The sequence below is a fragment of the Caulobacter sp. P4_E5 genome (assembly GCF_056401555.1).
This window is the reverse complement of the sequence record NZ_JBFUJD010000007.1, coordinates 1-12972: the sequence shown is the minus strand read 5'-3', so window position 1 is coordinate 12972 and position 12972 is coordinate 1. Positions and strand designations below refer to the sequence as shown.

The following is a 12972-nucleotide window of genomic DNA, read 5'->3' as shown; positions in this document are numbered from 1 at the left end:
GATGCGTCTCCTGAGCGGTCTTCTCCTCGGCGCCGCCCTGGTGGCGCTGCCGCTCGCGGCGCTGGCCCAAACCGCCGCGCCCGACCTGACGCAAAAGGTCGACCCGTTCGTGGGCGTCGACGGCGGCGGGGTCACCGGCGGCAATACCGTGCCCGGCGCCGGCGTGCCGTTCGGCTTCGTGTCGCTGAGCCCCGACACCACCAACGCCGACACCAACGGCTACGATTCCAGGAGCCCGATCATGGGCTTCAGCTACACCCACGTCAGCGGCACCGGCGGCTCTGGCAAGTACGGCAACTTCCGGGTCACGCCGACGGTCGGACCTCTGAAGCTGAACCATCTGCACTTCGGCAAGACCGACGAGCGGGCCTCGCCGGGCTATTATTCCGTCGGCCTGGGCAACAGCGACGCCGAGCGGATCAAGGTCGAGCTGACGGCCTCGCGCCGGGTCGGCTTCCAGCGCCTGACCTACCCCGCCGCCGCCGACAGCCAGCTGATCTTCGACGTCAGCTCGGTGGTCGCCATGCGCGGGCGTGGGCAGCGGGTACGGCTGGCCAAGGTCGAGCTGATCGACGACCACACCCTGGCCGGCGAGGTCACGGTCGAGGGCGGCTGGAATCCCGCGCCCTACACCCTCTATTTCCACGCGGTCGTCGACCGGCCGGCCAAGGCCTTCGGGGCCTGGAAGGCCGGCCAGGGGACGTTCGAGGCCAAGCCCGGCGTCGGGCGCTCGGAAGGCGGTTCACAGGTCAAGAGCCCGGCCACCCGCCAGGGCCTGATGATCGAGTACGACACCGAGCGCGAGTTCTCCAATCGCCTCGGCGCCTATCTGACCTTCGACACCACCAGCCAGCGCCAGGTCCAGATGAAGCTGGCCGTGTCGTTCGTCAGCGCCGCCAAGGCCCGCGCCAACCTGGCCGAGGAGATGCCCGGCTGGGCCTTCGACGCCTATCGCCAGGCGGCGCAGGCCCAATGGGCGGACGCCCTGGCCAAGATCCAGGTCGAGGGCGGCACGGACGAGCAGCAGCGGATCTTCTACTCGGCCCTTTATCGGGCCCACACCATGCCGCACGATCTGAGCGGTGAGAACGTCTGGTGGAAGTCCGACGAGCCCCACTACGAGGACTTCTACACCCTGTGGGACACGTTCCGGACGCTGCACCCGCTGCTGACCGTGATCCAGCCACAGCGGCAGCGCGACATGCTCCGCTCGCTGATCGACACCTACAAGCACACCGGCTGGATGCCCGACGCGCGCATCGCCGGGGCCACCGGCATGACCCAGGGCGGCTCCAATGGCGACGTCCTGGTGGCCGACGCCGTGGTCAAGCGCCTGGGCGGTTTCGACCAGGCCCTGGCCTATGAGGCGATCCGCAAGAACGGCGAGGTCGACACCGACCAGCCCTTCCTGCAGGGCCGGGTGCTGAAGGACTATCTGAAGCTGGGCTATGTGCCCTTCACCCAGACGCGGTCGGCTTCGCGCACCCTGGAATACGCCTATGACGACTACGCCATCGGCGTGGTGGCCAAGGCCCTGGGCAAGACCGCCGACGCCAGGCGCTATCTCGCGCGCGCCGGCAACTGGAAGAACCTCTGGGACGACAAGCTAGGCTGCGTCCGCCCGCGTTACCCCAATGGCGAATGGGTCGAGAACTACAGCTGCACCTACGAGTATCCGGACCGCTCGGGACCGTGGTGGGACGCGCCGTTCTACGAGGGCAATTCCCTGCAGTACTCCACCTATGTGCCGCAGGACGTGGCCGGGCTGATGGCCAAGGCGGGCGGCCGCGAAGGCTTCGCCACCTGGCTGGACCAGCTGTTCGACGGCCACTACTCGCAGGGCAACGAGCCCGACATCCTGGCGCCGTACCTCTACATCCACGCTGGCCGGCCCGATCGCACCGACGAGATCGTCCGCCAGCTGATGGCCAAGCACTATCACGCGACCCGCACGGGCCTGCCGGGCAATGACGACGCCGGGGCGATGTCCAGCTGGTACGTCTGGAACGCCCTCGGCCTCTATCCGAACGCCGGTCAGCCCTACTACTACATCGCCTCGCCGGTGTTCGCGCGCGGCGTCATCGCGCTGGAGGGCGGCAAGACCTTCGTCGTCGAGGCCCCGGCGACCTCGGAGGCCAACCGCTACGTCGCCGCCGCGACCTTGAATGGCAAGCCGCTGGACCGCGCCTGGATCACCCACGACGAACTCGCCAAGGGCGGGGTGCTGGCGCTGACCATGGGCCCGAAGCCGTCGGCCTGGGCGACCACGTTCATGGCTCCGCCGAACGGGCAGTGAAGAAAAATCCCTCTCTCATAGAGAGAGGGAGGGGCCCGCCGCCGCAGGCGGTGGGAGGGTGAGAGGTTTCGCCGTAAGCCGGAGAAACCGAGGCCCTTTCACCGCACGCGCCAAAGGTGCGAGTTCATGTTCCCGCTGTGGCGCCTTCGTCAGAGCCCTGTTCTGGGAGACTGTAACCACTCACCCTCCCACCGCTTCGCGGCGGGCCCCTCCCTCTCTCWYAGAGAGAGGGATTCCGGTGGGCGCTCAGCGCGCGGCCAAGCGATACAGCCCCGATCCGTGCGACGGCAGCTGAACCGAGAACCGGCCGGCGACCTTGCCAAGATCGCTCCGCGTCCAGAGGTCCCGCGCCGTGACCGCCCCAGGCAGGCCCATGGCCTTGAGGTCGACGCCGACCTCGCGCGCCTTGCCGCCGGTGTTGAACAGGGCCAGGTACGCATCGCCGTTCGCCGCCTTCGCCGTCCAGACGCGGATCCCGTCCTCGACGAAGTGCGGCTGGTTGCTCCGCGAGGCCTGGTTGACGGCGATGACCTCGGGATTGGTCAGCAGGGCCTTGGTCGGCGCGTCGAGGTGGCGGAGATCCCCGCCCATGATCAGCGGCGAGCGGGCGATCGACCACAGGGTCATCAGGGTGCGCTGTTCGTCGGGCGTGAACTTGGTGTCGCGCTCGCCCAGAGCCAGGCGGCCCAGCGGCAGCATGTCGGCGTCGGGCCAGCCGCCGTCGCCGATATAGGGCGACCAGTTTTCCAGGCGCGTGAACTGGGCGTCCAGCATCTTCCAGTCGTCCCAGAAGTCGTCCGAGATCCGCCACATCTGGGCGTGCTTCTTGGCGTGGGCGCCGCGCACGACCGGGGTCTCGCCCGGCGACATCGACAGGATCATCGGCCGGCCCGAACGGCCGATGGCGCGGTGGATGGCCTCGATCTCGGCCGCGTGGGCGTCGTAGGGCCGGCTGAGGTCGTCGACCTTGACGAAGTCCACGCCCCAGGAGGCCAGCAGCGCGAAGACGCTGTCGTAATAGGTCTGGGCGCCCGGCTTGCTCATGTCGACCCCGTACATGTCGGGGTTCCACGAGCAGATGCTGCGCTTGTCGACGATGTCGGCGATCGGGATGTTGGTTCCCAGCACCTTCAGGCCGCGCTCGACCGCCAGGCGCGGGGCGCCGCGCATCAGGTGGACGCCGAAACGCAGGCCCAGGGCCCGGCAGCGGTCGGCCAGCGGCTTGAAGCCTTTGCCCCCGGCGCTGGACGGGAAGCGGTTCGGCGCCGGCAGCAGCCGGCCGTTCGGGTCCAGGGTCGGGACGGGCTTGGCCGCGTATTCGTAGCTGCTGGCGCCGGGCTCGTACCACTGGATGTCGACGGTCAGGATGTCGTAGCCGGCGGGCAGCAGCTCGCGGGCCATGATCCCCGCCTGCTCCAAGGTCTGGGCCTCGGTGATCGTGGTGGCGAAGCTGTTCCAGCTGTTCCAGCCCATCGGCGGGGTCGGGGCCAGCAGGGGTTTCTTCTTGACAGGCGGCTTGGTCGCCGCGGCGGCGGGCAGGGCGCCCAGGGCCGCGGACGCGCCCAGCAGGCCGCGACGGCTCAGCTTCATCGTACTCATCGGGACGCCTCTAGTGGTTTTCGTGGGTCGGGATCACCTCGGGCGTGACCAGGCGCAGCTGATCCAGCCCGACGCGGCCGGCGCGCGAGACAACGGTGACCGTGTGGCGGCCCGGCGAGAGCACGGGGCCGGCGGTGGCCTTGAGCAGATTGTCCAGCACCCCTTGGGCCCAGGCCGGCGAACCGACCGTACGCGGCCAGCGGACGCGCTGGGGCGCGGCCCCATCGACGCTGACGTCCAGCTCGATCTCCTTGGCCTGGCCGTCGGGGAAGATCGGCAGCACGCCGACCTGCACGCTGCGGCCCGCCGCACCGACCTCGACATTGAAGGTCAGGGTCGCGCCGGGCGCGTCGGCGATCATCACCCCACGCCCCCGGCCCACGCCCTCGACCAGACGCCAGCCGGTATTGGTCAGGAAGGTCTCGGCCTCGACGATCGGCGAGCCGGCGGGCGCATTGCCGTCGACCACGGCCAGGAACTTGGCCGGATCCGAGATCAGGCCGCCGCCGGGCATCGGCACCGGACGGGCGCGATAGATGCGCCACTGGCTGTCGGCCGGCTCCTCGGGCATCAGCCAGCGCCACTTGCCGCCGGCGATCTTGGTGTTGAAGCGGTCGGTCAGGGCGGTGATCTCGCCCTGGGCGTCCACCGCGGCGGCGCCCGCCGAGCGGGCCATGACCTGGTCGTCGTCGATCAGCTCGTTGTAACGCTCGGCGGCGAAGAACCGCATATTGGCGGCGGCCGAGACGCGGATCGGGAACTCGACCAGCTCGAACCAGGCGTCGGCCTGCTCCGGCGAAACCTGAGCCCCCGCCGCCTTGGTCGCATCCACCAGCTTGCGGAAGGCGCGGAGCCGGTCGTTGACCTCGTCCGGTGTATAGCTGCTGAGGTGGCGGCTCTCGGCCTTGGGCTGCCATTCCATGTGCTCGGGCCGGCGCTCGAAGTTCAGCCGGTAATAGGTGTCGAGCAGGTCGGCGGTCTTGCCGGCCAGGGCGGGGCCAAAGGCGCGGCCGCTCCAGTCCTCCAGGAACTGCCGCTGGCTCTTGCCGCGCCAACGATCGATGTCCCAGGCCATCTCCAGGAAGTGGCTGGTCCCGATCTCGGCCGGCTTGATGTCGCCGACATTGGCCACCCAGACGTTGCGCGCGCCCTTGTCCCAGGCGTGGATCATCTCCTCCTGAACCAGGGCCGGCGGCGTCGTACCCAGCCACAGATAGGACAGCGGATAGCCCAGGTACGACAGGTGGTAATAGACCCCCGCTCCGCCCTTGCGGTTGGCCTCCTCGGCGCTGGCGAACTGGCGGATGTAGCCGAAATTGTCGTCGGGCCAGACGATGGTGACGTCGTCGGGGACCTTCACGCCGGCCCGATAGATCTCCAGCACTTCCTTGTACGGAACGAAGATCTGCGGAACCTTGGCTAGATCCGGCGAGACGTTCTTGCTGAGGATCTCGCGCTGGTCGGCGATGATCCTGTCCAGCAGGGCGACCTTCTCCTGGATGGTCTTGGGCCCGACCATGCCGCTGTCGTGGATGCCGCGCATGCCCACGGTCCACAGGCTTTCATAGCCGGCGTTGGTCTTGGCGCGCTCTTCCCAATAGGCCTTCACGCCGTCCGGATTGGTCGCGTAGTTGAACTTGTCGGGCGCGTCCTTCCACTCGCCGACATTGTTGCGCAGCATGGCCTCGGCGTGGGACGAGCCCATGACGATGCCGTACTCCTCGGCCAGCTTGGCGTTGGCCGGGTCGGAATTGAACGGCGCGGTCGTGTGGTGCATGGCCGGCCACAGGGTGTTGGCCTTCAGGCGCAGCAGCAGGGTGAAGATCCGGCGATAGGTCTTGGGTCCGATGTCGCCGCGCTCGGGGTCGAAGGTCTTGGCCGCCCACGGATAGAGGCCCCAGTCCTCGTCATTGACGAACACGCCCCGATAGCGGACCGACGGCGGGCCGAAGCGGTGGACGCCGGCGCGCACGAACAGCGTGTCGCGATGCTGCGGCGTCACGTCGGCCCACCAGGCCCAGGGCGAGACGCCCATGGCCTGGGCGACCTCGTAGATCCCGAAGGCGGCGCCGCGACGATCGCTGCCGATCACCACCAGGGCCTTGTCGACGCCAGGCAGCGGACGGTCGACCGAGGCGATGACGAAGCTTTCCCAGGCGCCGGTCAGGCGCGAGACGTCGACCTTCTTGGCGGCGACCAGCTGGTCGATCAGCTTGCCATGGCCCAGCGTGCCGACCAGGATGACGGTCTTGCCGGCGGGCGCGGCCGCGACGGCGACCGACTGCCCCGTGACGGTCTTGATGTCCTCGGCCAGGTCGTCGGCGGCGTGGCGGACGACGGCGGCGTCGGCGGGATCGACGACAATGGTCGGCGCCTTGCCCGGCTCGACCAGCACGAAGCCGCCGCGCGGCAGGCTGTCGCTAAAGATCGGCTCGGCCTCGGCCGCGGTCCGCGTGGGCTGGGCCGCGATGGCCCCGGTCGTCACACCAAGGCACAGGGCGAGCGCCCAGACTCCCGCGGTCGCGGATCGAACCCACTGCATCGATATTCCTCAGACAAATAGCTCGCCGGCCACACTAATGGACCTTGAGCTCAGATCAACGGCACGCCGACCCGTCCGCCGCGATCAGCTCGATTTCCGCGACTTGGACGGCCTTGCCCTTGGTCACCTCGAACCGGTAACGCGCATAGGCCTTGGCGGTCAGAGCGAACGTCTGGGTCGCGTGACGGTGGGCGAAGCTTTGACCGCGCCGCGCGTCCAGCTTGACCCAGCGCTTGCCGTCGAAACCGCTGAAGCGCCAGGCGGTGGGATCGGCGATGTCGGGACCGACGCTGACCGTATAGGCCTTCAGGCAGGCGGCGGCCGGACGGGTGAACACGGCCGACTGGCCGGCCGAGGCGGTCCAGACGGTCGAGGTCTTGCCGTCGGTCAGGGCCGGAACGTCAGTCTCCGCCTTCAGCACCGCGCCGTCATAGGCCCACTGGCCGGGGGTCGCGCTCATCGCGAAGCTCAGCACCCCGCCGGCCAGCAGCTGCGCCTGCGAGATGAACGGGGCGGACAGCGGCGTTCCGTTCAGGGCAGCGCCGGCGATGTACGGATGATCGGCCGCGGCGTTGGTCGCCAGAATCTCCAGCGTCTTGCCGCCTTCCAGATGGACGACGCTGCGCGGGTGACGCGGCCCGTGCAGGTAGAAGAGATCGCTCCCCAGCTTCGGGAACAGGCCCAGGCGGTTGAAGACGTAGTTGGAGCTCATCGCTCCGGCGTCCTCGTCGCCCGGATAGGCGGTGTCGGTGAAGTGCTTGAACACCTCGCCCGACCAGTAGGACGACAGGTCCGCCCGGCCCAGGGCGTGAAACAGCCAGGGCGTGGCGAACGACGGCTCGTTGGTGATGTCGATCAGGCCGGCGTCGAGGGCGTGGTTCAGGCGCTCGTTGAACCGCACCCGCCCGCCCATGGCCTCGACCAGGCCCGGCAGGTCGTGCAGCACGCCGTAGGAATAGATCCAGGCCGTGCCCTCGTAATAGCCGACGTTGTTATGGACCTTGCCGTCCCAGCCCAGCTTCGGATCGATGTCCTGGAACTTGCCGTCGGGATAGCGCGGCATCAGGAAGCCGTTGAAACCGTCGCTGGTGGTCTCCGGGTTCCAGATCTTGCGCCAGTTCTGGGCGCGCTGGGTCAGGGCCTGGGCTTCGTCGGCGTGACCCGCCTTCGCGGCGACCTGGGCGGCGAAATAGTCGTTCAGCGCGAAGCCTAGGGTCGACGACCCTGACTTGGCGCGCTGGTTGTTGGGCTCGGGGCTGAGGTCGCCGACCCCGAAATAGCCGCTCTCCAGATAGCGCGGCCGGCGGCGCTCGAAGGCGTTGAAGTGGGTCACGCGCCAGGCGTCGGTCCAGGTGACGCCGGGGGCGCCGCGCAGGGCCGCCTCGCCCAGCACGTTGTCGACCTCGTCGCCGCCCTGGCCGACATGATAGTTCTGGCCGCCGATGATCGCGGTGTCGGCGGCGCCGAACTTGTCGAAGGTGTGGATCAGCGAGTTCAGATTGGCCGCGTAGTCGCTGGGCCGCAGCACCGACATTAGCGGGAACAGCGTCCGGTAGGTGTCCCACAGCGTGTAGTGGTCGTCCCAGTTCGGCCGCCCCAGCTCCTTGGCCGGCTGGTCCAGGGTGCGGTCCCGCGGGTGGGTCGAGGCGTGGTAGAACGCCGTGTAGAACCGACGGGTCTGAGCTTCGGACAGGCCGGAGACCTCGATCTCGCCCAGGCGGTCGTTCCAGGCGGCCTGGCTCTGCTGGCGGACGCGGTCGAAGCTCCAGTCGGGGATCTCGCGGTCCAGCAAGGCCTCGGCGGTCTCGGCGCTGGTGAAGGACACCGCGATCTTGACCAGCAGCGGCTTGTCCTTGTCGGCCTTGAAGGTCGCCCACGCCCCCAGGCGCGCGTCCGGCCCGGTCTTGCCCTCGGTGGCGCCGGCCAAGCGGTCCTGCTGGTTGAACACGCCCCAGGCGGTGGGCTTCTGGTCGAACTTGGCGACGAACCAGATGTCGATCAGGGCCGGGTTCCAATAGCCCTTGGCCTTGACGTGGCCGACGATCTTGCCGTCGGCGGGGAACAGCTTCACGTCGGCTTGGTCGGAGGCGACCAACCCGCCGACCTTGCGCGTGACGTCGAAGACCAGCTGGGCTTGATCCGTGGCCGGATAGGTCAGGCGGTAGATGGCCGAATAGTGGGCCGGGGTGACCTCGACCCGGGTGTCGTAGCGCGACAGGCGCACCGAATAGGCGTCGGCGGCCAGGACCTCGTCGGCCTTGGGCGACAGGTGGGCGGCCTCGTCGAACTGGGCTTGGCCGACCTGGGGCGACAGCAGGAACGTGCCGTAGGTGGTGACCCCGCCCGACCCTTGGGAATGCAACTGGGCGAAGCCGCTGATCGGCTCGGCGGCGTTGTAGCCAGCGTTGCTGGGGTTGGGGGTCTCGGGCGACGGATGAATGGAGCCGTTGGGCCGGGTGGGCCCGGGAATGGTGTCGCCTTGGTTGTCGTTGCCGAGGCCGACGGTAAGGGCGGGCAGCCTGTACAGAGACGGGTCGGGCGCGGCCTGGGCGATCGGGCCGGCCGCCAGGGCGGCTAGCACCAGCAGGGGCGTCGCGCGAAATCCCGACATGGAAAAACCTTCCGCTTACTGATCCGACTTACCAGTCCGGCGAGAGAGCAGCGATCCTCGCCGAGAAAATATAGCCGGTCCACGAATGGACCGGCTATCAAGTGGCTTCACGGGGAGTGAAGGTTAGAAGGTGGCGCGCGCCGTCAGGGTGAAGGTGCGGCCATCGTAGTCGACCCAACGCGACACCTTGGTGTCGTTCTCGTACTCGAAGCGCTTCGAGTCCGTCAGGTTATAGGCGTCCAACGACACGGTGAGATTGTCGTTGATGTTGTACGAAGCCGACATGTCCAGCTGACCCCGCGCCCGCACCGAACGGGCGGCGCCGGTGTAGGTGCCGTTGGCGTTCAGCGGATAGTCCGAGCGGTAGTTGTAGACCGCGCGCACGCCATACTTCGGCGTCTCGTAATAGCCGATGAAGTTGACATTGTGCTTGGAGATGCCCGGGAACGGGGCGATCGCGGGGCTCTTCGAGGTCGTGTAGGCGTAGTTGAAGCTGCCGCCGAAGTTCTTCCAGAAGCCCGGCAGGAAATCCAGGTTCTGCTGGATGTTGAACTCGACGCCCTCGACGGTGGTCGGCTTGTCGAGGTTATAGGCGCCGGTGGCGTTGACGTGGATCTGTCGGGTGGCGTTGCTCAGCGCGGTGGCGTTGCAGTAGGTGCCGTCCCACGACAGGGCGCCGAAGCCCCAGGTCGAGCCGTCCGACGGGCAGATGATCGCCGGATCGGTGGTCGTGGCGACGCGTTCGGTGATGTTCTTGTGGAAATAGGCTAGCGAGATCAGACCGTTGGGACGGTTGTACCACTCCAGCGACAGGTCGAACGACTCGGCCAGATAGGGCTTCAGCTTGTTGTTGCCGATCTGCACCGAGACGTCATAGACGTTGACCGAGCCGGAGCTCAGGCTGGTGTTGAAGATCGCACCCGGGCTGACCTTGGTAGACGGCGAATACTGACGCGGGTGCGGGCGGACATAGGTCTTGTAGTAGGCGCCGCGCAAGATCAGGTCGTCGGTGACGTCGGCCACGAAGATCGCCGACGGCAGGAAGTAGTGGTACTTGTTCTTGTATTCGTCGGTCTTGAACGCCGTCGCCGAGCCGATCGAGTCGGTCGGCGGGGTGGTGCGGTCCAGGGTGGTGATGGTGTTCCGGGTGTCTTCGTAGCGGCCGCCGAAGTTGCCGCGCACGCCGTGACCGAAGATCTCGGTGTCGTACTTTGCCTGGATGTAGAACTGATTGACGTCGTTCTCGTTGGTGAAGTTCTTGTCGTAATAGCTGCTGTCGGCGTACTGGATGTTGAAGCCCTGGCTCGACAGGCCACCGCCCTGATAGGCCGTGACCGGACGGACGGCATTCAGGAACTCATGGATGTTCAGCACCTGCCAGTTACGGCTGTAATCGCCGGCGGAGCCGCCCATGAAGTCATCGGCGAACGGCGCCGTAACCATCATATTCGAGGTGATCTTGTTCAGCTGAGCGCCGTAGGCGTAGACCCGATAGCCGGTCGACACATACTTCTCGCGCTCGAGGCGCACGCCGGCCTGCAGGCTCTTGATCGGGCCGAACTTGACGAAGCGCTCGGCGTCGAAGGCGACGGTGTTCAGTTCGTTCCTGGCGAAGCTCTCGGTGCCCTGGATCTGGATCTGGTTGGTCGAGTTGGCCTTGGTCCCGTTGTTGTAGAACGACGTCGGGTCGCCGGGACCGCCCCAGGTCCAGGTCTGGCCGTTGGTGATCGAATTCTGCGGCGACGGGGTGGTCGTGTATTTGAAGGCGCCGATGTCACCAAGACCGGTGGTCACCGAGCCAGTAATGCCATTGCCGCCCGCGCGGGTGTAGTTGGCGACGTCGACCTCGGTCTCGACCGACGAGTTGGCGCCCTTCGACAGGGTCAGGGCGGCGGCCAGGCGCCAGTCATCGTTGCTCCACTCGACATTGCCGAGCACGCCTTTCGACTTCTGGTGCTGCGAGTACAGACGCGTCGAAGACAGACCGTTCATGTTGTTGAACGTGTAGCTTGGATAGAGATAGCGGCCGTCGTTGGTCTTGATCGGCGTGCCGGTCGGGGTGATCACCGTGCCGGCGCCGGCCGTGGCCGACGGCAGGACCGTGTTGATCAGGAAGTACTGGACGGTGTCGGGCAGGTCGCGGTCGGTCGCGAAGCCGATCAGGCCGATCTTGGTGTTGTCGTTCGGCTTCCACTCGAGGCCGCCCGAACCCGACCAGACCTTACCGACGTTCATGCGGGTATACTGGCGGATCTGGCTGTTGGCCCAGACGCCGTTGGTGGCGGTCGACCCGGTGTTGCTGGTGATGAACGGCGTCGCGGCCGTCTGCGACAGACCCAGGGCCTGGCCCAGCGAGCGGCAGTACGAGGTCGCGCTGGCGGGGCAGGCGTTGGCCGAGAAGTACTGGCCATACGTGGCGTTGAACTGTGTCGGCGTCAGGCCCGTCATCGCCGACGTCAGGTAGTCGTAGCTGTTCAGACGGACCGTATCGCGGCGGAAGTTTTCCTTCTTGTAGGCCAGCGTCCCGAACACGGCGAGCGTGTCCGACAGATGCTTGTTGTAGCCGATGGTCGCCGCCGGGGCGTTCAGGTCCCCTAGGGTGTTGTGCTCGAAGGACACCTTCATGAAGCCGCCGTCCTTGCGCGACAGCGCCGGGGCGATCTGCATGTCGACATTGCCCGAGAGGCCGCCGGACACGGTGTTGGCCATCGGCGACTTGGCGATCACGAAGGCTGAGAAGATGTCGGAATTGAACGCGCCCAGCGGCGTGCCCTGGTTGTCGCGCAGCAGCGGCGGATAGGCGAACGACTGGCCGTTCAGCGTGGTGCGGGCGTACTCGCCCGGCATGCCGCGCAGGTTGATGGTGGCGTCGCGACCCTCGGCCTCGCGGTTGATCTGCACGCCCGGGATGCGCTGCAGCGCCTCACCGACGTTCAGGTCCGGAAAGCGGCCCAGGCCGTCCGACGAAATGCCGTCGGTGATCTCGATGGCGGTCTTCTTGGCGCGAACCGCGTTGGCGTAGCTCTGCTTGAAGCCGGTGACCACGACCGCCTCGAGCGTGTCGGTCGAAGACGCGGCCGAAGACGCGGTTTGCGGCGCGGCGGCGGTTTGCGCCGCGGCGAGCGTCGGCAAACCGGCGATGACGGTGGCCGATAGCAGCGCGATCTTGAGGACCCGCCCCCGGGTGTTGTTGATGCTCACGATAGTCCCTCCTCCTCGTTGTGTTCTCGGCGCCTTGCTGGCGACTTATTGGCCTGACCTCTTTAGCGATAACAGGTCATGAGCCCCCCTTCAATTTGTCTGACGATTGTCGTTGACGACGGCCAAACCGTGCTGCCATTATGCAACAATGGAAGCAACACGCTGATTTGAAACGTTTTTTGGAGTCACTTCGGCTTAATTGGCATATTTTTTCACAATCTTACGTTAGAAAAAATATTTCGACTATGCGAAGTGGTCAGGCCAAATTATCAACCAAGAATTGCGACATCCGCTCAACGCTCGCGTCCAGGTTTGGACGCGCGGCCTCCGCAAGGAGGCGCGCCTTTCGGATCGCTGTAGGGGAACGTCGCAATCGGATTCGCCGCCCTGCCTTAGCGGCGCTGTTGCACGAGAACGAATGCATAATGGTCAAGGCTGGAAACGGGGAGACGACCTAATGACGCGGGGTTTGATGGCGGGCGCCGCCTGGCTGGGGATCGCCCTCGCCGCTCAAGCGGAAGAGATCCAGGTCCAGCCGGTCCAGGTGGACGCCTCGCGACCGGACTGGGAGAACCCGGCGGTCTATGCGCGGGGTAAGCTGGCGGCCAGCGMCACCCACTTCCCGTTCGAGAGCCGCGCGGCGGCCCTGGCCGGCGACCCGACCCGCTCGAGCCGCTACCAGACCCTGGACGGCCAATGGTTGGTCATTCAGCTTCTCGCCAT

The 12972-nt window shown here is 66.9% G+C and carries 6 protein-coding genes; 2 read left to right on the top strand and 4 right to left on the bottom strand.

Annotated elements, in window-relative coordinates:
• Window position 1 precedes the first annotated feature (1 nt).
• Window positions 2–2296, top strand: a complete 2295-nt coding sequence (locus AC1DSO_RS03665) for a GH92 family glycosyl hydrolase (protein ID WP_477067553.1) — start codon at window positions 2–4, stop codon at window positions 2294–2296.
• A 246-nt stretch (window positions 2297–2542) separates the two neighbouring features.
• Here AC1DSO_RS03665 and AC1DSO_RS03660 read toward each other — a convergent pair whose 3' ends face one another.
• The 4 genes from AC1DSO_RS03660 to AC1DSO_RS03645 all read right to left on the bottom strand — a co-directional run bounded on the left by AC1DSO_RS03660 (window position 2543) and on the right by AC1DSO_RS03645 (window position 12249).
• Window positions 2543–3895, bottom strand: a complete 1353-nt coding sequence (locus tag AC1DSO_RS03660) for a glycoside hydrolase family 27 protein (RefSeq protein WP_477067552.1) — start codon at window positions 3893–3895, stop codon at window positions 2543–2545.
• A 10-nt stretch (window positions 3896–3905) separates the two neighbouring features.
• Entirely contained in the window at window positions 3906–6437 is a 2532-nt protein-coding gene (locus tag AC1DSO_RS03655) for a glycosyl hydrolase 115 family protein (RefSeq protein ID WP_477067551.1), read from the bottom strand.
• A 55-nt stretch (window positions 6438–6492) separates the two neighbouring features.
• On the bottom strand, window positions 6493–9048 hold the full coding sequence (locus AC1DSO_RS03650; RefSeq protein ID WP_477067550.1) for a GH92 family glycosyl hydrolase: 2556 nt from the start codon (window positions 9046–9048) through the stop codon (window positions 6493–6495).
• Between the two features lie 123 nt (window positions 9049–9171).
• Complete coding sequence (locus AC1DSO_RS03645; protein WP_477067549.1) at window positions 9172–12249, bottom strand: TonB-dependent receptor; 3078 nt, start codon at window positions 12247–12249, stop codon at window positions 9172–9174.
• A 457-nt stretch (window positions 12250–12706) separates the two neighbouring features.
• Here AC1DSO_RS03645 and AC1DSO_RS03640 point away from each other — a divergent pair.
• Window positions 12707–12972: hypothetical protein (locus AC1DSO_RS03640; protein ID WP_477067548.1), on the top strand; the 266-nt coding region annotated here is incomplete at its 3' end.

What these genes read in the sequence shown, in the direction of transcription:
- AC1DSO_RS03650 (WP_477067550.1), bottom strand. Translation starts at nt 9,048, where the DNA reads ATGTCGGGATTTCGCGCGACGCCCCTGCTGGTGCTAGCCGCCCTGGCG.
- AC1DSO_RS03655 (WP_477067551.1), bottom strand. Translation starts at nt 6,437, where the DNA reads ATGCAGTGGGTTCGATCCGCGACCGCGGGAGTCTGGGCGCTCGCCCTG.
- AC1DSO_RS03660 (WP_477067552.1), bottom strand. Translation starts at nt 3,895, where the DNA reads ATGAGTACGATGAAGCTGAGCCGTCGCGGCCTGCTGGGCGCGTCCGCG.
- AC1DSO_RS03665 (WP_477067553.1), top strand. Translation starts at nt 2, where the DNA reads ATGCGTCTCCTGAGCGGTCTTCTCCTCGGCGCCGCCCTGGTGGCGCTG.